This is a genomic window from Massilia litorea, from assembly GCF_015101885.1.
Lineage (GTDB): Bacteria > Pseudomonadota > Gammaproteobacteria > Burkholderiales > Burkholderiaceae_D > Telluria > Telluria litorea.
The window spans coordinates 4,685,832-4,706,206 of record NZ_CP062941.1 but is presented as its reverse complement, the minus strand read 5'-3'; the positions used below and the strand labels follow the sequence as shown (position 1 = coordinate 4,706,206).

Annotated in this window: 16 protein-coding genes; 11 read left to right on the top strand and 5 right to left on the bottom strand. The window is 63.9% G+C overall.

The annotated features are described in order from the left end of the window. Nucleotides 1–82 precede the first annotated feature (82 nt). From LPB04_RS21085 to LPB04_RS24520, 7 genes are all read left to right on the top strand, one after another. Nucleotides 83–1,204: a type IV pilus twitching motility protein PilT gene (locus LPB04_RS21085; protein WP_193686405.1), complete on the top strand. Its 1,122-nt coding sequence runs from the start codon at nt 83–85 to the stop codon at nt 1,202–1,204. 54 nt (nt 1,205–1,258) lie between these two features. Further along, nucleotides 1,259–1,798 carry a hypothetical protein gene (locus LPB04_RS21080; protein ID WP_193686404.1) on the top strand — a complete coding sequence of 180 codons (540 nt, stop codon included), beginning with the start codon at nt 1,259–1,261 and terminating at the stop codon, nt 1,796–1,798. A gap of 552 nt (nt 1,799–2,350) precedes the next feature. After that, nucleotides 2,351–2,761 (top strand): phasin family protein, encoded by a 411-nt coding sequence (locus LPB04_RS21075; protein WP_193686403.1) that lies wholly within the window; start codon nt 2,351–2,353, stop codon nt 2,759–2,761. Nucleotides 2,762–3,004: 243 nt separating this feature from the next. Further along, entirely contained in the window at nt 3,005–3,436 is a 432-nt protein-coding gene (gene ligD, locus LPB04_RS24475) for a non-homologous end-joining DNA ligase LigD (protein WP_407943870.1), read from the top strand. Between the two features lie 349 nt (nt 3,437–3,785). Continuing rightward, nucleotides 3,786–4,448, top strand: coding sequence for a hypothetical protein (locus LPB04_RS21070; RefSeq protein ID WP_193686402.1), 663 nt, complete (start codon nt 3,786–3,788; stop codon nt 4,446–4,448). 214 nt (nt 4,449–4,662) lie between these two features. Next, nucleotides 4,663–5,061, top strand: coding sequence for a DUF7668 domain-containing protein (locus LPB04_RS21065; protein WP_227496519.1), 399 nt, complete (start codon nt 4,663–4,665; stop codon nt 5,059–5,061). Between the two features lie 188 nt (nt 5,062–5,249). Next, nucleotides 5,250–5,438, top strand: a complete 189-nt coding sequence (locus LPB04_RS24520) for an immunity protein Imm33 domain-containing protein (protein WP_456238200.1) — start codon at nt 5,250–5,252, stop codon at nt 5,436–5,438. 6 nt (nt 5,439–5,444) lie between these two features. Here LPB04_RS24520 and LPB04_RS21060 read toward each other — a convergent pair whose 3' ends face one another. Genes LPB04_RS21060 through LPB04_RS21045 form a run of 4 tightly spaced genes read right to left on the bottom strand, consistent with a single transcriptional unit; the run spans nt 5,445 to nt 8,589 of the window. Continuing rightward, a complete protein-coding gene (locus tag LPB04_RS21060) occupies nt 5,445–6,710 on the bottom strand; it encodes a c-type cytochrome (protein ID WP_193686401.1) in 1,266 nt (421 codons plus the stop codon). Further along, nucleotides 6,707–7,414 (bottom strand): c-type cytochrome, encoded by a 708-nt coding sequence (locus LPB04_RS21055; protein ID WP_193686400.1) that lies wholly within the window; start codon nt 7,412–7,414, stop codon nt 6,707–6,709. The genes LPB04_RS21060 and LPB04_RS21055 overlap by 4 nt, the downstream gene beginning before the upstream one ends. Nucleotides 7,415–7,466: 52 nt before the next feature. Further along, nucleotides 7,467–8,063, bottom strand: coding sequence for a 3'-5' exonuclease (locus LPB04_RS21050; RefSeq protein ID WP_193686399.1), 597 nt, complete (start codon nt 8,061–8,063; stop codon nt 7,467–7,469). Between the two features lie 22 nt (nt 8,064–8,085). Continuing rightward, on the bottom strand, nt 8,086–8,589 hold the full coding sequence (locus LPB04_RS21045; RefSeq protein WP_227496518.1) for a ProQ/FINO family protein: 504 nt from the start codon (nt 8,587–8,589) through the stop codon (nt 8,086–8,088). 682 nt (nt 8,590–9,271) lie between these two features. Between LPB04_RS21045 and rpoD the strand changes: the two genes are divergently transcribed. The 4 genes from rpoD (at nt 9,272) to LPB04_RS21025 (ending at nt 17,330) form a co-directional block, all read left to right on the top strand. Further along, nucleotides 9,272–11,929, top strand: coding sequence for an RNA polymerase sigma factor RpoD (gene rpoD, locus LPB04_RS21040; RefSeq protein WP_193686398.1), 2,658 nt, complete (start codon nt 9,272–9,274; stop codon nt 11,927–11,929). Nucleotides 11,930–12,193: 264 nt separating this feature from the next. Then, on the top strand, nt 12,194–14,077 hold the full coding sequence (locus LPB04_RS21035; RefSeq protein WP_193686397.1) for a methyl-accepting chemotaxis protein: 1,884 nt from the start codon (nt 12,194–12,196) through the stop codon (nt 14,075–14,077). A 92-nt stretch (nt 14,078–14,169) separates the two neighbouring features. After that, entirely contained in the window at nt 14,170–14,991 is an 822-nt protein-coding gene (locus LPB04_RS21030; RefSeq protein ID WP_193686396.1) for a transporter, read from the top strand. A 191-nt stretch (nt 14,992–15,182) separates the two neighbouring features. Continuing rightward, nucleotides 15,183–17,330, top strand: coding sequence for a family 10 glycosylhydrolase (locus tag LPB04_RS21025; protein WP_193686395.1), 2,148 nt, complete (start codon nt 15,183–15,185; stop codon nt 17,328–17,330). Between the two features lie 60 nt (nt 17,331–17,390). Here LPB04_RS21025 and ppc read toward each other — a convergent pair whose 3' ends face one another. Beyond that, nucleotides 17,391–20,207, bottom strand: a complete 2,817-nt coding sequence (ppc, locus tag LPB04_RS21020) for a phosphoenolpyruvate carboxylase (RefSeq protein WP_193686394.1) — start codon at nt 20,205–20,207, stop codon at nt 17,391–17,393. Nucleotides 20,208–20,375 lie beyond the last annotated feature (168 nt).

The following is a 20,375-nucleotide window of genomic DNA, read 5'->3' as shown; positions in this document are numbered from 1 at the left end:
AGCTGCAATTTCTGACGAGCATGGTTCTATAATGATCGGCATTGTCTGAACGACACTTCCAATATCAGAGAAACCACGCCAGATGGAATTCCACCAGTCCTCGCAAATCCCTACGCTGTCGTATGTCGAAAACGAAGACCACCCGGTCTTCGGCACCCTGGTCGAGCAGATCCTGCACCTGCTGAACTCGCGCCTGGTGTTTTCCGACATCATCATCCACCAGAACAGCCCGCTGATGCTGCGCCAGCCGAAAGGCCTGGTGGCGGTCACGGATTCGCCGATCACGCGCGAGGAGCTGGAGGAATTTTTTGAAGTCATCGAGCCGAACTGGGCCGAGCGCATCGCCGACCGCGCCTTCGACCGCTCGATCGACCTGCATACGGCGCGCATCCGCGCCAACTGTTTTACTTTCCAGGGCAAGAAGCGCCTGGGCTGCGTGATCCGCCGCTTCCCGAAGGAACCGATGCCCCTCAGCGAACTCGGTCTCGACGCCGACGCCCAGGAATTCGCGCGCGCCACCAGTGGCCTGGTGTTGATCATCGGCGACACCTGCCAGGGCAAGTCGACCACGATCGCGTCGATGCTCGACGAAATCAACAAGCGCCGCTCGGGCCACATCATCACCATCGAGGACCCGGTCGAAACCCTGATTCCGCAACGTAAATCGATCATCACCCAGCGCGAAGTCGGCATCGACGGCGACGTCGAAAGCTACTACCTGGGCGCGCTCGACGCCCTGCGCGAGCGCCCGGACGTGATCATGATCGGCGAGATCCGCGACGCCCAGACGGCGCAGGAAGCCCTGGCCCTGGCGGAATCCGGCCCGCTGGTGCTGGCGACCCTGCATGCGCGCTCGACCGAGATGGGCCTGCAGAAGATGCTGCGCCTGCTCGGCAATTCGGACGCCCAGGCCCAGGCGCTGGCGCACGCCCTGCGCGGCGTACTGTGCCAGGCGCTGCTGCCGTCCGTCGAGGGCAACCGCTACCACCTGGCGACCGAATGCCTGACCCCGAGCGCCACGGTGGCGCGCCTGATCGAGGAGGGCGACCTCGGCGCCCTGCGCGAGCACATGAACAGCGGGCGCGATCCCGGCTGCCACACGATGAACAGCTCGCTCGAGCGCCTGCTGTCGAGCCACAAGATCGGCGTCGAGGATGCGCGCGCGGCGACCACGGATCGCGTGGGCTTTGCCGACCTGGTCTAGGGTAGGATGTGGAATCGGCGCAACTTGCCACCATCCACGCTTGAAAGGAAACCCATGAAGTTTGCAGTCCACGCCGCATTCGCCCTGTCCCTGGCCGTCGCCGCCCCCGCCTTTGCCGCAGTCCCGGCGCCCGCAGCCGCGGCCGCGGCCGCCGGTCCCGCACACGTGAAAGCCGTGCAGGACCTGCTCGGCGCGATGCACGTTGAAAATGTATTGCGCGGCGTCGCCGGCCGCAGCCGCTACGCCAGCGACGCCCAGCGCCAGGCCGTGTTCGCCAAGCTCGACAAGACGCCGCCGGCCGAGGTCTACCAGCGCCTGGCGCCGGCGCTGGCGCCCGTCATTTCCGCCGACACCGCCGCAGAGATGACCCGCTTCTATAACACGCCCTACGGCAAGCAGGTCATCCACAAAAAGTACAACAGCGGCGTGCAGCTCAGCATGCCGGGCATGACCGCGGCCGTCCCGCCGGAAGAGAAGAAGGAGCGCAAGCGCGCTGCGTATGTCCAGGCGAGCAAGGAACTGGCGGGGGCGGAACCGGCGATCGAGCGCGAGGCTTTCAAGCTGCTGCAGCAGATCAACAAGGAAAAGCGCTGAAGACTGGCCGGCAGGCCGAGGGTCGAGTCTGGCTCTTCACATCGAACTTCCCGACAGCGTGTCAGTACGGTGCGGCGACTATGCCACCTGTAAGCAGCGGCCATTACCAGTCGAAAGGGCTTGCCATTCAAGACAGTCTCTGATCCTGTCGGCGCCATGACCCTATCGCGCGCCAAGAGCAGATGTCTGCCGCACTGCGTGCGTTCTACGTACAGGCGCGACGTAGCGGCAAGCACGCCGTTGGAAGCTCGCGCCGGTTATTCGTCGAGGAAAAAAAATGGGGGATCGTGGGACAAGGATTCCTATGGATAAGGCGTGCAAGCGATGGCAGCAACATTTCGCAGTACTTGCTGAAAACCACTGCGCGTAAATAGTTTTCTTATTTTGTCCGATGCGCCCTTCAACAAGCGCATAGTGGACTTGTTCGCACGATCCTTCGAGATCCTGTATCCGAGCAGCGAGTCGCTGCCTCCTTCCTGGCGCGCCAGGCATCCACCAAGTTATTCTTCAAGTGAGCGCATTTTGTGCGACTCAACACTGAAAGGGTACCTCATGTTTTCATTTAACCAATCCCTTAACCCAGCCCTGCGCTTGCACCTGGACTCGCAGCTCGCATTCTTCAACTATCTGTCGCAGTCGCTGTCGGGTTCATTTCAAAGCGTATGCCAGGCGAATCTGAGGCTCAGTCAGAATGTGATTGAGGAAACCCTTAGCGCCGGCCGGCGCATGCTGACAAGCGGGCAAGCCAACGGCGTGGCTGGCACCGTCCTGCGCGACACGCAACCGTCGTCAGAACATATGCGCGCCTATCAGCGGAAAATTTCCAGTATCGCAGCAGGGTCGCAGGTGGACCTGGCACGGGTTATCCGGCTGCACGGGCGGGAAACGTCCCATACGGCCCAGGCACTGGCGGACGAGGTAGCACGTGTTTCGGTGGAAGCAGCCGGTCGTGACGTGCAATAGAAAGAAGAAGTACTGAAGAGTTTCCGCTGTCCGCTCCAGCAGGATAGCGCGCAAGGCGGCAAAGCTACGCGCGGCAATGGAGGTGCTGAGACTTGCTCTGAAGTCGCCGGCACGAGCATGCATTCTGAAAGCCGGGCCAAACGTGCCTCATCACAAGGCAACATGCAGAGCCAGGCAGTACCGCAAGCTCAGAAATCAGACAAAAAATAGTCCGGCACACCAGCCGATACGGCCCAGGCGGCCGTGCCGTCTACTGCGCAAGCCTGCAGGCGTCGATGGCGAGCTATTATTATTCCAAAAGCACGCCGAATCAGCCAAGCTCAAGGGGATCCCGTGGTATGCCACCGAAATTCCTCCCGGCCACCCTCCGATGCTGTTGATCGGACTAAAGAAGGGCTAATCGCTACGGCGCAATGGAACGTGATCGAGTACCACACGCAAAATGCCTTCGGCACCAGGTATGGCGAGCCGGACGGAATGATTTTCGACGCAAATCCGGGCGAGGGCGTGAGCTGGCCAGACATTCAGGAGGCGGCGCTACTTTATCGCCATCTGAGCCCCAGTGCGTCCTCGTTTGACGATTGCAGGACGACCGTGTCGCATTGCAAATGGCGTCAGCGCATCGGCAACGTCCAAGTCCGTGGAACGTTAATAAAGTCCGCCACGAACCGATAAAGTGCCACAACAACTAAGAGCTACCGGGCACTGCGGATTGTCATGGCAGCAACTAGCTCGTACACTAAGCCATACCAACCGTCTGGTATCGGCCAAGAACGGTCACGGCTGGCATTGACTATGAGTTGGGACGTCTTGAACGCCTGTCCAGCAGTCTCGATTTCGAAATCGCATCAATCGGTCGCTATCGGGACGTCCGCTTTGGGTCGTTAGCTAACGCTACAATAGGTCTGCAATCCGCCAGAAGGTAGATCAAACCGGATATCCCATCTTGCCTGGAGACATAAACATGCTCACTGCATAGACTACGATAATTTCATAATGCAATTATAAAACTGATTGAGTCTCTATGCTGTTACGTACTTTAAAAGCGTTTGCTGCCGCGGGTAAGTGCGCAGTTATCTTTGCGCCCATATTCTTTCTTTTCCTTTTCTCCACCATTCTCATGGTGGGTGGCGATGGAACTGCGCCCGGCGTTACTCATCTAAGCGCAGCCATTCTTGGCAATACCGCCAAATTGCTTGGCATCGCATCCGAAGGCGCGGTATTTTTCGTTGTCTTGTTTTGGTCTTTAGTTGTCTATGTGTTTGCATTTTTGTACGCAACAATGTTTCCTGGCAATCTAAATGATAATGACCAGAAAACTGAAAGTCAGAAAAGTAGCAAGGTCGCAGTACTTTCAATAGTTGCCTTTGTCGCGGGATCGTTGAGTCTCATCGCTGGGAATCAAAACAAAATCAATGCTGAGGATGAAAAGAGGCGAGCCCTGGATTTTGTTAAGCAAAACGAGACAGTGATGCAGGAGGTCGGTGGAAATGGAAAGGTCGACTTGGTTTCTTACACAACAGCGAGAAATGGCTCGGTTACTTACGATATTGGTGTTTACGGAACGAAGACTATCTATGCGATTGTGGTGGCATCGAGAAATTCCGGAACGTCAAACTTTACCCTCGCCTGTACCACCCCGCTTTACATGGGACAACGTGATCCTTTCAAGCCATGCAAACAATAATGAAAAATGAATCTCAGCTTCGGTAGCACCTAACCTTACGGTTCACGTTGACTCCGCGCATGCAGCGCTCCACCGGCGACCTTCACGTTAAGCATGCACTTCCGATAAGACGACCGACGGCTTTGGGGCGTAAGCAGACGCTACAGCAGGTCCGTAATCGGCTGGAAGCGGACGTGCGGCAAGCCAACCGCTATTGTTTTCCAAGGACGCATGGATGCGACTATTCAATGAGCACACCGAAGTTCAGGTAACCAAAGATCCGGAAAATGAAGGGCCGATACCGTCAGCATGGCGACCGACTCTACAGAACATCGTTGATGCCTTCGTTCGTGATGACTACTGTCTTGCAGATGGACTTGCCGGAGTCGCTCCGGTATCGGAGGAGACCGCGACGCAGATTCGTACGTACATTCAAGAGTACGGTGCGAAGCTGGTTTCACTTCCACAAGAGTCGTGGGCTACATCGGTGCGTATCTGGATGGGCGATCACTGGGACGCCCTGATTGATCTCTGGACGGAAGAGGAAGGAAGTAGCGACCTTGTGCTGCAGGTGCACGTATCAGAAGTGGACAGTGAATTTCTTGTAACCGTCTACATGGTCTACGTTCCCTAACCTGGGTGATAAAGCGGGACAGCAGCGCTGCCCGCCTTAACTGAGTGGTTGGAAAAGTCCGCTTACGGTCGGAAGCGGACGTTACACCGGGTCTGCAATCGGCCAAGAGCAACCGTTCAACGTACCCGGTCTAAGCTTGCATAGCATCCGTGGAAACTCAAGAGGAAGTGTGTTCAAGGTTCGGCGTAATGCCAAGCCCCCGAGACCCTGGGACCAAGCTTGGGATGGCACTTGCCACCGATTCTGACTTCTATCAGCCGCTTCACGTCGCGCACATCGATGAGTACCTTCCATCGGTGGAACCTTACTTGTCACTGCCGCCAGTGACAGTCCGCTTCGGGGCGACAGCGGCTGTCCCCTTGGCCCGTGTCGAATAAACATTCCTAATCCAGCGGCACGCTCCGGTAACGATTCACCTCGGCGCTCGACACAGGGGGCGCGGCATTGCCCCAGCTGGCGCGCAGGAAGCTGACGAGGTTCGCCACCTCTTCGTCCTTCAGCACGTGACCAAAAGGCGGCATGCCGTAGGGGCGCGGATTGCCTGCGGTGCCCGGCGCGAAGCCGCCGTTGAGGACGACGCGGATCGCATTCACCGGCTCGGCCAGCGCCAGGGCGCGGTTCTTCGACAGGGCCGGATACGGTCCCTTGCCTTCGCCGCGCTCGCCGTGGCAGGTGGCGCAGTGTTGCCCATACAGCTTTTCTCCCGCGCGCATCGTTTGTTCGGACGGACGCGGCGCGGCTGTGCGGTCGGCAGGCGCTCCCGCAGGCAGGGACTTCAGGTAAGCCGCCATCGCGCCCAGGTCCTCGTTGGTCAGGTGTTGCAGGCTCTGTACCACCACTTCCGCCATCGGCCCGGTCACGCTGGCGCCGGGTGCGACACCGGTTCCCAGCAGCTGCACGATGTGCGCTTCGCTCCAGTTGCCGAGGCCCGCTTCGGCGTCCGAGGTCAGGGAGGGCGCATACCAGCCAAGCATCGGGATCAGGCCGCCGCCGAGGCCGCCCTCGGTCGCCCCAAGGCTGTTGCGCGTGCTGTGGCAGGCGCTGCAGTGGCCGAGTCCTTCGACCAGGTAGGCGCCGCGGTTCCAGCGGGCGTCGCGTTTGCTGTCCGGCTGCTGCACGCCGGGCCTGAAATAGAGCAGGCGCCAGCCGGCCAGCGTCATCTGCTGGTTGTAGGGGAAGGCCAGGTCGTGCGGCTGGTTATGCTGGCGCACCGGTGGCAGGCTGCGCAGGTAGGCGAAGAGGGCGTCGGCGTCGGGCCGCGTCACCTTGGTGTAATTCGTGTAGGGGAAGGCCGGATACAGCAGGCGGCCGTCCTTCGACTTTCCGTTATGCAGGGCGCGCCAGAAATCGTCGGCCGTCCAGTTGCCGATGCCGCTCGTCGGTTCCGGCGTGATGTTGGGGGCGACCAGGCGGCCGAAGGGCGTGTCGAGCGCGCGGCCGCCGGCATAAGGCACGCCGCCGCGCGCCGTGTGGCAGGCCATGCAGTCGCCGGCGCGCGCCAGGTAGGCACCGCGCGCGATATTCGCCTCGGAGGACGCCTGGTCGGCACTGGAGGCCGAGGCGATGAACTCTTCGCGTGGCCAGGCCGCCGCGACGAAGGCCGCCGCCACGATCAGCAGGACGAGCAATCCAAGCCAGACGCGCTTCATGGCACGCTCCCGCAGGCGATCGGCAGGGGGTGCGTCAGGCGTTCGGCCGGACGCGCATCGGGCGGCGTCGGCTGGCCGGCCAGCCAGGCCGAGATGGCGGCGACGTCGCCCGGTCCCAGGCGCTCGGCAATGGTCGCCATGCAGTCGGGCACATGGGCGCGGCGCACCTTGTTGCGCCAGGCGCCGAACTGGGAATTGACGTAATCGCGCGGCAGGTTCAGCAGGCCCGGAATCGCAGGCGCCACGCCGGCCAGGCGCTCGCCGTGGCAGGCGATGCAGGCCGGTACCTTCAATGCGGGGTCGCCCCGGCGCACCAGCTGTTCACCGCGCGCGAGCACGCCGGCGTCCACCGTCGGTGCGGCCGGCGCCGGGACCGGCGGATGCTGGCTCGAGAAATAATCGGCGATCTCGTGCAGGTAAGGATCGGGCAGGTGGGTCACCATCCAGGTCATCAAGGGGAACTGGCGCCGGCCGTCGCGGAAGTTCACCAGCTGGTTGTACAGGTAGCCGGCAGGCTTGCCGGCGATGCGCGGAAAGTAGACGCCGCCGATGCTGCTGCCTTGCGTGTCCTTCGGCGCATGGCAGGCGATGCAGGCTGCGACGCGCTGCTCGAGGGTATCGGGAACGGGTTTCTGGGCGCCGGCCATGAGGGGCAGGGCGCACAGCAGGATGGATGAAAAACGGAGCGGTGCAGGGATCGGCATGCGGCTTCCAGGTTATCAATATCAGGATGATAACCCAGGTCCGCCTGCCGGGTCATGCCGGGGGATTGGCCCGCCAGTGGCGGTAGATCTTCAAGGCCACATGTGCATCGTCGGCCGCGTAGCGGATCTGCTGCTCCGACAGCCGCGGCAAGGCCCAGTTGGTGGTCGTGATGCGTTTTGATTTCGCCAGGCGCTGGCCGAAGAAGCGCGCCACGGCAGTCTTGGCGCCGAGCGTGTTGCGTTCGCCGCGGCGGCGCAGGGTGGTCGAGAGGTCGACCACGTTCTGCGTCTCGATGCCGAGCTTGGCGCGCAGGCGGCGCAGGTCGTCGCCCAGGCCGAAGCCCACTTTCAGGATCGCGGGCGATTCCAGCACCGCGCGCAGCACGTCGACGTGGGCAGGCTGCGGTTTGGCGCCGACCTGGAACAGGTAGGCCTTGCTCTCGGTGGCCAGCTGCACCAGGTGCGGGCCGGTCGATTCCTCGCCCCTGGTGAAGGTCGGTTTCGATTCGGTGTCGAAACCGACGACGTCGGCGTTCGACAAGGCCGCAAGGGCTTGCGCCGCCTCGGCCTCGGTCTTCACCAGCACGATGTCGTCGAGCGTGATGCCTTCGTACGGCGGCAGGTCTTCTTCTTCCGGAACGGCACTCATCGGCAGCTGCGCCTGGACCGCGTCAGCCGCGCGAGAACTTCGACGCCAGCTGCTGCAGCTTTTCCTGGCGCAGGCGGGCTGCTTCCGCTTCGGCTGCCGCGGCTTTCTCCAGCTTCTTGCGCTCGGCTTCCTTCTTGAAGCGCAGTTGCAGCTGTTCCTTGGCGTGCAGGCGGTGGGTGTCGGTCACTTCCGCGCCGGCCACGCCGTCGAGGTCGTAGCGCACGGTGGCTTTTTCCATCGAGCGCAGGTAGCGCATCGAACCGGTATGGATGCCGAGCGCGGCGCGCATGGTCTTGCGGTCCAGGCCCGGGACGCGCGACAGCAGCTGCTTGTCGATGCCGATCGCCAGCGGCAGGCAATCGCGGAAGGCCGGGAATTGCTGTTGCAGCTGTTTGAGGAGGGCACGTGCGGACTGCGGGGCCGGAGCGGCCGCGTCGCCTTGTGCTGGTGCGCCCGCTGCTGCCGGAGCCGCCGGCGTGTCGGCCGCGGCGCTGTCCGGCACGCTATCCGTTGCGGTAGTCGACACGGTTTCCGGGATGCTCGTCGCCTCCGTTGCTGGGGTCTCTGGGGAAGGGGTGGTGGCGTCGACGGACTCGGCGGCAGAACTAATGGTATTCATTGACTTCATGGTAATAACAGGAATCCGAAGGATAGCATGCTGGCCCGCACTAGTGCGCTGCCAATCGTGTGACTTCTGCTGAGCACGGGAGGGTGACCGCCCGTTGCCGGGATGCTGGCGTGCAAGGCGGCGCCCCGAATCGCGAAATCGTGTATGATCCGCCTCTTGCCTTGCGCGCGGCTTGCGTCGGCGCAGACGGATCGAAGACCCGTTCGTGGACTAGAAAACAACAGTATGTGGTTTGCTTATATCGCTTATCCGATATATCAATTATCACCAATTCTTGCCTTAAGGCATAATGCTGCCTGTCCCGTCTCTTCAACCCGACAGAGCCAGATGCAAGCCCGCCCCAGCCGACGGGCTTTTTTTCGTTTCGACATGTACACCGCGATCCTGACCACTGCCTTGATTCATCCTGCCAACGACGCATCCGGCCCTGCCGCATGCCGCCGCAGGTGAGGCGTGCTTGATTTACGGCTTGTCCGCCCTTAGCTAGGGCCCTTCCCGATCCCTTTCCCCCGGCCCAGACAGGCCGTGGTGAATCTTTGACCTCGCAGGCGCGCACCCGCCTCGACAGGAGAGTTGCTTTATGAAGAACACCGCCAAGACATTGACACTGACAGCAAAGAAAGCGCCGGCCAAGAGCGCCGCAGCGCAGCTGGCGGTGCCTAAAACCGCGACCTCCTACTTCCTCGAAACGGAAGCGGCGGCCAAGGTTACGGTGGTCAAGACGCGTTCGCGCCTGGCGACGCTGAAAGCCCAGGCCGACGAATTGCTCGCGGCCGGCGCCAAAGCCGATGCAGCCGCGGCCGAAGCCGAGGTTGTTGCTGTGCCCGCCGCTGCGCCGGTCGTCGAGGCCGCCGTCGTCGAAGCGCCTGTCCAGGAAAACGTCGCCGAGGCATTCGAAGCCGAGCCGGCTGTTGCTGCAGCCCCTGCGCCTGCGCCGGTCATCGTGCGCAAGCGCAGCTCGAAGCTGGCCGCCCTGAAGGCCGTCGAAAACGCCCAGGCCGCCGCGCCCGCCGCCGACCTGGCCGAGCCTGAAGCCGCCGTCGAGGAAGCGCCGAAGCTGGCGAAGCCGCGCGTCGCGCGCCGCATCGATCCTGTCGCGACCGTGATCCAGACGGCCGGCAGCTCGGTCAGCAAGACCACCGACGCCGCCACCCTGGCCGCGATCGACACCACCGGCTACCTGCTGCCGCAAGTCAAGGTGCCGGGCCGCCGCGGCCGCAAGCCGAGCGAATTCACGCCCGAGAACGACGAAGTGGCGGCACTCAACGCCGTCGAGCGCGCCGAACTGAAGGCGGTGTCGAAGGCGCGCGAGCGCAAGGCCAAGGGCATGCCGACGCTGGGCACCGAGACCGGCTTCTCGGAAGCGGAACTCGAAAAGCGCCGCACCCAGCTGCGCAACCTGATCAACATGGGCAAGGAGCGCGGCTACCTGACCCATGCGGAGATCAACGACCACCTGCCGGAAAACATCATCGATCCGGAAGCGATCGAAGGCATCATCGCGACCTTCAACGACATGGGCATCGCCGTCTACGAGCGCGCTCCGGAAGCGGAAATGATGCTGCTGTCGGACAACGCCGTGACGCCGACCAGCGAGGACGAAGTCGAGGCCGCCGCCGCGACCGCACTGTCGACCGTCGATTCCGACTTCGGCCGCACCACCGACCCGGTCCGCATGTACATGCGCGAAATGGGCGCCGTGTCGCTGCTGACGCGCGAAGGCGAGATCGAGATCGCCAAGCGTATCGAGCAGGGCCTGAAGGACATGGTCCAGGCGATCTCGGCCTGCCCGACCACGATTTCGGAAATCATCGCGCTGTCGCACAAGATCGCCGCGGACGAGATGAAGATCGACGAAGTGGTCGATGGTTTCGTCGACCACAACGACAGCGGCACGCCCGCTCCGGCCGCGCCTGCCGTGGCTGCGGCCGCCTCGGATGACGAGGAAGAGGAAGAGGAAGAAGTCGAGGAAGAAGACGGCGACGCCGCGGGCGGCGCGGCCGGCTATTCGACCGAGCAGCTGGCGCAGCTGCGCAAGAGCGCGCTGGAAAAGTTCGCGCTGATCGAACAGCAGTTCGACCGCATGGGCCATGCCTTCAAGACCACCGGTTACGGCTCGAGCGCCTATGAAAAGGCGCAGGAAATCATCTCGAACGAGCTGCTGGGCATCCGCTTCACCGCGAAAGTGGTCGAGAAGCTGTGCGACACCCTGCGCCACCAGATGGACGAAGTGCGTGCCATCGAGCGCGCCGTGCTGGACATCTGCGTGAACCGCTGCGGCATGCCGCGCGCCCACTTCATCAAGGTCTTCCCGGGCAACGAAACCGACCTGGCCTGGGGCGACCGCGAAGTCGACTGCGCCTATCCGTACAGCGCCGTGCTGGGCCGTAACCTGCCGGCCATCAAGGAACTGCAGCAGCGCATGATCGACCTGCAGGCCCGCGTCGCGCTGCCGCTGGCGGACTTGCGCAAGATCAACAAGCAGATGGCAGCCGGCGAAAAGCGCGCCCGCACCGCGAAGCGCGAAATGACGGTGGCCAACCTGCGCCTGGTGATCTCGATTGCGAAGAAATACATCAACCGCGGCCTGCAGTTCCTGGATCTGATCCAGGAAGGCAATATCGGCCTGCTGAAGGCGGTGGATAAATTCGAATACCGCCGCGGCTACAAGTTCTCGACCTATGCGACCTGGTGGATTCGCCAGGCGATCACGCGTTCGATCGCGGACATGGCCCGTACCATCCGCGTGCCGGTGCACATGATCGAGACGATCAACAAGATGAACCGCATCTCGCGCCAGATCATGCAGGAAACCGGCAGCGAGCCGGACCTCGCGACCCTGGCCGTGAAGATGGAAATGCCGGAGAACAAGGTTCGCGAGATCATGAAGATCGCGAAAGAGCCGATTTCGATGGAAACCCCGATGGGCGAGGACGGCGATTCGCAGCTGGGCGACTTCATCGAGGACAACACGACCCTGGCCCCGCTGGACGCCGCGCTGCATGCCTCGATGCGCAACGTGATCAAGGAAGTGCTGGACTCGCTCACCCCGCGCGAGGCGAAAGTGCTGCGCATGCGCTACGGCGTCGAGATGTCGAACGACCACACGCTGGAAGAGGTCGGCAAGCAGTTCGACGTGACGCGCGAGCGTATCCGCCAGATCGAAGCCAAGGCGATGAGCAAACTGCGCCAGCCTTCGCGTTCGGACAAGCTGAAGACCTTCTTGCACGACAAATAAGTTTTAGTCTGCTTGACAAGAATGCCGCTCACCGAGCGGCATTTTTTTTGCCCGAACCTTGCGTAATCGTCCACGTTGCTCATTCAGCCAGACACAATCGCAACAGTTCATTACCACTGTATAAACACTTGTTCGTAAACCCGTTGACGAGCTGGGACCCCCGGGTGAACATGCGCTACGGCAATATTTGTGCCGATTCTCACCAATTCCCACACTCCCATGCTCGCCCACTTCCTTCGCCGTTCGTCGATCAAGACGAAACTCATGCTCAGCATGGCCGCCTGCCTGCTGCTGTTCATTGTCATTTCCGCCACCCTTAGCGTGACCTTGACCGGGCGCAGCCTGAGCGAGCGCGCGGTCACCCAGGAACTGCCGGCCGTGATCGGCGAAATCCGCAACGACATCCTGCGCCAGATCGGCGGTCCCGCCACGGCTTCGCTGGCGGTGGCCCACAACACCTTCCTGCAGGCCTGGGAACGCGACAATCTGGCCGACAGCGGGCTCGATGCCTGGCGCGCCTACGCGGCCCGGATGAAGGACCTGAACAAGGCCATGACCGTGTTCTGGGCTTCGCCGAGCCAGATGAAGTTCATGGACCAGACCGGTCTCTCCTACATGATGGAAAAGGGCAATCCGCGCGACAAGTGGATGGATGAATTCCTCGCCACCAGCAAACCGTATGCCCTGAACCTCGACCCTGATCCGAAGACGGGCGAGATGAAGCTGTTCATCAATGCCCGTGTCGAAGCGGGCGAAGGCAAGCTGGCTGTCGCCGGCCTCGGCCTGTCGGTCAAGGCGATGGCCGACACCGTGCGCGCCCACAAGGTGGGAAAGTCGGGCCACGTGTTCCTGGTGCGCCCGAACGGCACCATCATCCTGCACCGCGAGGCCAAACTGGCCGATGGCGATCACAACATGAAGGAATTGCCGGGGTTTTCGCCGGCCTTGATTGCGACCCTGTTCAACAAGGCGCAGTTCACCCACGCGGCCCACGATTCGCCGCAGGGCAAGCTGATCGTGGCGTCCTCCTACGTGCCGGAACTCGACATGTACGTGATCGCCGAAGTGCCGGAAGACGAAGTGCTGGGCGACCTGGCGCGCTCGGCCATGATCGCGGCCCTGGTAGCCGGCGTGGTCGGCGGCGGCATCGGCCTGTTCGTGATCTTCCTGGTCAGCCGCGCGATCGCCGCGCCGGTCGCGCGTGCCGCGGCCATGCTGGGCGAGATCGCCGACGGCAAGGGCGACCTCACGCGGCGCATGCCGGTCGAGAGCAGCGACGAGGTCGGGGCCCTGGCGGACGCCTTCAACCGCTTCGTCTCTTCGCTGAACCACACGATGAGCGAAGTGCGCCGCAGCACGCATGCGATTGCCGGCGCATCGAGTGAAATCGCGGCCGGCAACATGAACCTGTCGAGCCGCACCGAAGCCCAGGCCTCGAGCCTCGAAGAGACGGCGGCCGCGATGGAAGAACTGACCTCCACGGTGCGCCAGAATGCCGACAACGCGCGCCAGGCCAACACCCTGGTGGAGTCGGCCAGCGACCAGGCCCAGAAGGGCGGCCAGGTGGTGGGCGAAGTCGTGGCCACCATGGGCTCGATCACCCAGAGTTCGCGCAAGATTGCCGACATCATCGGCGTGATCGACGGCATCGCCTTCCAGACCAATATCCTGGCCCTGAACGCCGCCGTGGAGGCGGCGCGCGCCGGCGAACAGGGCCGCGGCTTCGCGGTCGTCGCCAGCGAGGTCCGCAACCTGGCCCAGCGCTCGGCCGCCGCCGCGAAGGAAATCAAGGGCCTGATCCAGGATTCCGTCGACAAGGTGGAGACCGGCGCACGCCTGGTCGATACGGCCGGCGCGACCATGGACGGCATCGTGCAGGCGGTGGGCCGCGTGGCCGGCCTGATGCGCGAGATCGATGCCGCCAGTACCGAGCAGAGCCAGGGCATCGGCCAGGTCAACCAGGCGATCGCGACCATGGACGACGCGACCCAGCAGAACGCTGCCCTGGTCGAGGAAGCGGCGGCCGCCGCCGGCGCCCTCGAAGAACAGACCGCGACCCTGGCGCAGGTGGTCGGCGTGTTCAAGCTCGAAGAGGCGCGCGAAGCTGCTGCGCTGCCGGCACCGGGCCACGCCCTACTGCCGGCATGAGCCCAATCGGGCGGGGCTGCTGAGCCGGCAGCGGTAAAATCGGGTCATCCGGCGGCTGGAGCCGCCGCCTGACCGAGCCCAAGGAGCCGCGCATGTCCCGAATCTTCGCATCCCGCCTGTCCCACGTATCCCTTGTCCTGCTGGCGGCGGCCTGGCTGCCGGTCCAGGCCCAGGAACAGTCGAAACAGGACGAGCCGATCAATGCCGACCGGCCCGATTTCGTCGAGTCCAGCGAGACCGTCGGCAAGGGCCGCTTCCAGGTCGAGACCAGTTTCCTCGTCGAGCGCGAGCGCAGTGCCGAAGAGCGCCAGCGGACCTATTCGATGCCGTCCATGCTGCGCTTCGGGCTGAACGACGCGCTCGAACTGCGCATCGAGAGCGACGGGCGCACAGTGCAGCACACCCGGGACAAGGCAAGCGGCGAGCGCAGCACGCTGGCCGGCTATGCGGATACCGCGGTCGGCTTCCTGTGGCATGCGCAGGACGGCGAGGGCATGCGGCCCTCGGTCGGTGTGGTCGTCGACGCCGAACTGCCGACCGGATCGCGTGGCCTGCGCGGCGTCGGCGTACGGCCGTCGCTGCGCGTGGTCGGCGAATGGGATTTGCCGGGCGAGATGCAGCTCGGCGTCATGCCGGGGATTGCCGTCGAGCGCCAGGAAGACACGGGGCGCTACACCTACGGTTTGCTCGGCGTCGTCCTCGAAAAATCCTTCAACCGGCGCCTGCGCGGCCTCGTCGAAGTCGCCATGCCGCAAATCGCGAGCAGCCGCCACGGCGGCACGCAAGCCAGTTTCGACGTCGGCGCCGCCTGGCTGCTGTCGAACGACGTCCAGATCGACACCATGTTCTCGCGCGGCCTGAACCACCGCACGCCGTATGCGAGCTGGACGGTAGGATTGTCTTTCCGGCTCTGAGTTTGCTCCAGGGGCATGCCGGCCTCATGCTTTCAAGTTATGCGACACGCACCCAATTTCATTGGTTGGCGTGATTTCGCACGCGTAATCTGTTGAGCGGATGGCAACACTGTGACGCGTGGAGAGGCGTCATGGGACCGCCACCGGCGCATTGTCAAATGCGTCCATTTAACCCTCGCAAAAAACAGAACATGAAAAAACTTTTGCTTGCCGCGGCAGCCACTCTGCTGGCCGCGTCCCTGGCGCACGCCGATACGGCCAACCTGTCGCCGAAACGCGAACTGCGCGGCGTATGGATCAGTACCCACCTGAGCCTGGACTGGCCGAACCGTACCCAGACCCCGGACCAGCAGCGCGCGGCCCTGGCCGCCATCCTCGACCACAACCTGGCGACCGGCATGAACGCGGCCTTCCTGCAGGTGCGCAGCCAGTCCGACGCCCTGTATCCGAGCGAACTCGAACCCTGGTCCTACTATCTGACCAACAACCAGGGCAGTGCGCCGGCCCCGAGCTGGGACCCGCTGCAGTTCGCGATCGCCGAATCGAGAAAGCGCGGCCTCGAATTCCACGCCTGGATCAATCCCTACCGCGCGGTGGCGAACACGGCGACTGAAACGAATACCGCGCAGTACGCGGCGAACCACGTCTCGCGCACCCATCCCGAGTGGATGCTGACGGTCGGCACGGTGAAAATCCTGAACCCGGGCCTGGCGGCGGTGCGCGAGCACGTGACGAAGGTGATCATGGACATCGTCGAGCGCTACGACGTCGACGGCATCCATTTCGACGATTACTTCTACCCGGCCGGCACCATCAACGACGACGCGGCCTATGCGGCCGACCCGCGCGGTTTTCCCGCCACCGCCGCCGGCCGTGCCGACTGGCGCCGCGACAACATCAACCTCCTGATTGCCGGCGTCGGCGAGCGCATCCGCGCCGTCAAACCCTGGGTCAAGTTCGGCGTGTCACCCTCGGGCATCTACCGCAGCAGCACGGATCCGGCGCTCGGTTCGCCGACGTCAAGCGGCGCGTCCCAGCACTTCGTGACCAATTTCGCCGACACCCGCAGCTGGCTGCGCGAAGGCTGGGTCGACTACCTGGCGCCCCAGGTCTACTGGTACATGGGCCAGGCGGGCTCGGACTACAAGCTGCTGGTCCCCTGGTGGAACGAGAACGCCTACGGCCGCCACATGTACATCGGGATCGCCGACTACAAGATGGGCACCGCCGGCTGGCTTGATGCGAAACAGGTCGCCAACCAGATCGCGTTGAATCGCGCACAAACCCATATCGCCGGCCAGATCCACTTCCGCCACGCCTTCCTGCAAGCGAACCCGCTGGGCTATCGCACGGACCTGCAGCAGAACGTCTACAAGCGCCCGGCCCTGGTGCCCGCGATGCCGTGGAAGGGCTCCGTCGCGCCGCTCGCGCCTTCCGCCCTGGCGGCAACCCAGGGCGAGAGCGCGCTCGTGCTGAGCTGGACCGGCAGCGACGCACGCGACGAGCTGGAAAAGGTGCGCCAGTTCGCGGTCTACCGTTCGGCCGAACGCACGATCGACATCGAGGCGCCGCAGAACCTGATCGGCGTGACGCACGATGCGAGCAACGCCTTCGCCGACACGAAGGTCGAGGCGGGCAAGTATTACTATTACACGGTCACGGCACTGAACCGCCTGAGCCGGGAGAGCGCGCCATCGAACGTGGTCAGCAACGACTTCGAAGCGCCGACCGTGCGCACGCGCGACGTGTCGGTGACGCTGGCGAACGGCGCGGCCAGCCTGCAGCCTGCCGACATCGACGGCGGCACGGGCGACAACTGGGGGATCGAATCGCTGAGCGCATCGCAGACCAGTTTCAGCTGCGGCGACATCGGCGTGCGCAAGGTGGTGCTGAGCGCCATCGACAAGGCTGGATTGAGCGCCTCGGGCGAAGCCACGGTGACCGTGATCGGACGCGTGCCGCAGCCTGCAATCGCTGCGAGCGTGAATGCCATCACGCTGGGGTATGGTGCGCAGAGTGTGGTGCTGACGGCGAGCGATGCGGGCGCCGGCACCGGCTTTGCGTGGGTGCCGGCCGCGGGCCTGGCGGTGAACGGCGCGACGGCGACGTTTACGCCGACCGCAGCAGGCAGCTATACGTTCACCGTGCAGGCTTTCAGTGAAAACGGTTGTCCGGCCGTGGCCAGCGTGACGGTCCCCGTGATCGACGCGCGCTGCGGCGACGGCAAAGTGGCGGTGTGCCACAAGCCGGGTCAGGGCAGTGCCGGCACCATCTGCGTGGCGCCGGGCGCGGTGCAGGCGTTCATTGCCAAGGGTGAGACGCCGGGCGCTTGCCAGTAAGGCGCAGGCCCGACGGGGCGCGTCATCCGCCCTGCGGCGGATGACGCGATCGTTCCAGCATCACCCCGTGTTGCGCAGCCCCGCCGCCACGCCATTGATCGACAAATGAATCCCCCGATGCACACGCGGATCCATCTCGCCGCCCTCGCTTGCCGTGCGCGACATCGCGCGGTGGCGATGAATCAGCTCGACCTGCAGGTGGTTCAGCGGGTCGAGGTAGGCGAAGCGGTTCTGGATCGAGCGCGCCAGCAGCGGGTTGGCCGCCAGGCGCTCCTTGGCGCCGGTCACCGCCTCCAGCTGGCGCAAGGTCTCGCCGTGTTCGGCGGCGATGCGCTTGAAAATCCGTTCGCGCAGCGCCACGTCCGGCACCAGCCCCGCATAGCGCGAGGCGATGGCGAGGTCGGTCTTGGCCAGCACCATGTCCATATTCGACAGCAGGGTGGCGAAGAAAGGCCATTCGGCGAACATGGCCTGCAGCGTCTTCAGGCGCTCGCCGCCCGTATCTTCACTCAACCAGCCCGATACCGCCGAGCCGAAGCCGTACCAGCCCGGCAGCAGCAGGCGGCACTGGCCCCAGGAAAAGCCCCAGGGAATCGCGCGCAGGTCTTCGATGCGGCGCGTCTTTTTGCGCGAGGCCGGACGTGAGCCGAGGTTCAGTTCGGCGATCTCGGCGATCGGAGTCGCGGCAAAAAAGTAATCCGTGAAGCCCGGCGTCTCGTAGACCAGGTCGCGGTAGGCTGTGTAGGCGCGCTGCGACAGCTCGGCCATCACGCCTTCGAAGACGGCGAGGCGCTCGGCCTTGTCGCCTTCGAGCTCGTGCGGCATCAGGCTCGCCTCCAGCGTGGCCGCCACCAGCAACTCCAGGTTGCGCCGGCCGATTTCCGGATTCGAGAATTTGGAGGCGATGATCTCGCCCTGTTCGGTCAGGCGGATCTGGCCGTTCACCGTGCCCGGCGGCTGCGCCAGGATCGCCTGGTAGCTCGGGCCGCCGCCGCGGCCGACGGTGCCGCCGCGGCCGTGGAACAGGCGCAGCTTGACGCCGGCGCGCTCGAACACTTCGACCAGTTTCAGTTCGGCCTGGTAGAGCTCCCAGTTCGAGGTGAGGAAGCCGCCGTCCTTGTTCGAATCCGAATAGCCGAGCATGACTTCCTGCAGCCGGCCCTGGTTGTGGACGATGCGCGTCACCGGGGGCAAAGCCATCCAGGCTTCCATGATCTCGCCCGCGCGCTGGAGGTCGGGGATGGTTTCGAACAGCGGAATCACCATCACGTCCGAGACGCCCGCCGACGGACGCACCAGGCCCGCTTCCTTCAGCAGCAGCAGCACTTCCAGCAGGTCGGACACGGCCTCGGTGTGCGAGATGATGTAGTTGCGGATCGCGCGCGCGCCGTAGCGCTGGCGGATTTCGCGCGCGGCGCGCACGATCGCCAGTTCCGATTGCGTCTCGTCGGTGTAGGCTTCGTACGGCGAGTAAAGGAGGCGCGGCTGGGCGAGTTCCAGCAGCAGCAGCTTGACCTTGTCGTCTTCCGAGAGGGCCGCGTAGTCGGCTTCGACCTTCGCCTTTTCGAAGAGCTCGGCCAGCACGCGCTCGTGCACGTCCGAGGTCTGGCGCATGTCGAGCGAGGCCAGGTGAAAGCCGAAGATGTGGGCGGCGCGCATCAGGCCCGCCAGGCGCGGCGCGACCAGCATGGCGCCGTGGTTGAGCTTGAGCGATTCGGCGATGGTCCCGAGGTCGGCCGCGAATTCGGCGGCGTCGGCATACGGCTCGGCGTGGCCGACTTCCTTGCGCAGGATGTTGGTGGCGCCGAGCTCGCGCGCGCTGGCGGCCAGGCGCGCATACATGCCGATCAGGGCGCGGCGATAAGGCTCGTCGGCGCGGTGCTCGGACTGGTCGGTCGAGCGTTCGGCCAGGGCCTGCATGGCGGGCGTGACGTCGACCATCAGCGTGGAGGTCGACAGCTCGGCGCCCAGCGTATGCACTTCGTCGAGGTAGTAGTCGAGGATGGTGGTGGCGTGCCGCATCGTCGCGTGGCGCATGGTGTCGGCGTTCACGTTCGGATTGCCGTCGCGGTCGCCGCCGATCCAGCTGCCCATCTGCAGGTAGGCCGCGTCGTCGATCTGCGGCGCGCTGCCGTGGTACTGCGCGCCGATCTCGTCCTCGATGTCGTCGTACAGCGAGGGCAGTTCGCGGAGAAAAGTGATGCGGTAGTAGGAGAGGGCGTTCTCGATCTCGTCGGCCACCGTCAGCTTGGTGTAGCGCAGCATGCGCGTCTGCCACAGGGTGGCGATGCGCGCCTGCAGCAGCTGCAGGTTGCGCACCTGTTCCTTGGGCGTGAGCGGAGAATCGCGTTCGGCCAGCAGGCGCGCGATGTCGTGCTCGGCGTCGAGGATGGATTTGCGCTGCACCTCGGTCGGGTGGGCGGTGAGCACCGGCGCGATCAGGGCATTGCGCAGGAAAGTCTCGACCGTCTTCTGGTCGACGCCGGCGCCGCGCAGCTTGCCCAGCGCGTGGCCGACACTGCCTTCGCGCGGACGCGAGCCCGCCAGCAAATGGGCGCGGCGACGGCGGTTGTGGTGCTGGTCCTCGGCGATGTTCGCCAGGTGCGAGAAATACGAGAAGGCGCGCACCACCGAGATGGTCTGGTTGCGCGTCAGCCGGTGCAGCAGCGTGGTCAGCTCTTCGCCCGCTTCGCGGTCGGCGTCGCGGCGGAAGCGCACGGCGGTCTGGCGGATGGTCTCGACGACGTCGAACACGGCGTCGCCCTCCTGGTCGCGCAGCACGTCGCCGAGCAGGCGGCCGAGCAGGCGGATGTCTTCTTTCAGCGGGGCGTCCTTGTCGACGCTGGCATTCGTTTCGGGTGCGACGGGTTTATCCATATTAGCCACTAATCTCGATTGTCAGGTACACCAAGCGGGCATGGCGATCGGCCATGTTGTAGGGGAGGCCGCATGCTAAAATTTGTGATCTTATGCAAGAAGCCTTAGTGAAGCTGTTACTGGGTTGGCCCGGTCGGCGCAACGACAGTGAAAGAATCCGTTTTGAAA

Bases quoted from the DNA above. Each gene is read 5' to 3' on its own strand.
- LPB04_RS24520 (WP_456238200.1), top strand. From the start codon at position 5,250: ATGCCAAGCCCCCGAGACCCTGGGACCAAGCTTGGGATGGCACTTGCC.
- LPB04_RS21050 (WP_193686399.1), bottom strand. From the start codon at position 8,063: ATGAGTGCCGTTCCGGAAGAAGAAGACCTGCCGCCGTACGAAGGCATC.
- rpoD (WP_193686398.1), top strand. From the start codon at position 9,272: ATGAAGAACACCGCCAAGACATTGACACTGACAGCAAAGAAAGCGCCG.
- LPB04_RS21035 (WP_193686397.1), top strand. From the start codon at position 12,194: ATGCTCAGCATGGCCGCCTGCCTGCTGCTGTTCATTGTCATTTCCGCC.
- LPB04_RS21030 (WP_193686396.1), top strand. From the start codon at position 14,170: ATGTCCCGAATCTTCGCATCCCGCCTGTCCCACGTATCCCTTGTCCTG.
- LPB04_RS21080 (WP_193686404.1), top strand. From the start codon at position 1,259: ATGAAGTTTGCAGTCCACGCCGCATTCGCCCTGTCCCTGGCCGTCGCC.
- LPB04_RS21055 (WP_193686400.1), bottom strand. From the start codon at position 7,414: ATGCCGATCCCTGCACCGCTCCGTTTTTCATCCATCCTGCTGTGCGCC.
- LPB04_RS21025 (WP_193686395.1), top strand. From the start codon at position 15,183: ATGAAAAAACTTTTGCTTGCCGCGGCAGCCACTCTGCTGGCCGCGTCC.
- ppc (WP_193686394.1), bottom strand. From the start codon at position 20,207: ATGGATAAACCCGTCGCACCCGAAACGAATGCCAGCGTCGACAAGGAC.
- LPB04_RS21075 (WP_193686403.1), top strand. From the start codon at position 2,351: ATGTTTTCATTTAACCAATCCCTTAACCCAGCCCTGCGCTTGCACCTG.
- LPB04_RS21070 (WP_193686402.1), top strand. From the start codon at position 3,786: ATGCTGTTACGTACTTTAAAAGCGTTTGCTGCCGCGGGTAAGTGCGCA.
- LPB04_RS21065 (WP_227496519.1), top strand. From the start codon at position 4,663: ATGCGACTATTCAATGAGCACACCGAAGTTCAGGTAACCAAAGATCCG.
- LPB04_RS21060 (WP_193686401.1), bottom strand. From the start codon at position 6,710: ATGAAGCGCGTCTGGCTTGGATTGCTCGTCCTGCTGATCGTGGCGGCG.
- LPB04_RS21085 (WP_193686405.1), top strand. From the start codon at position 83: ATGGAATTCCACCAGTCCTCGCAAATCCCTACGCTGTCGTATGTCGAA.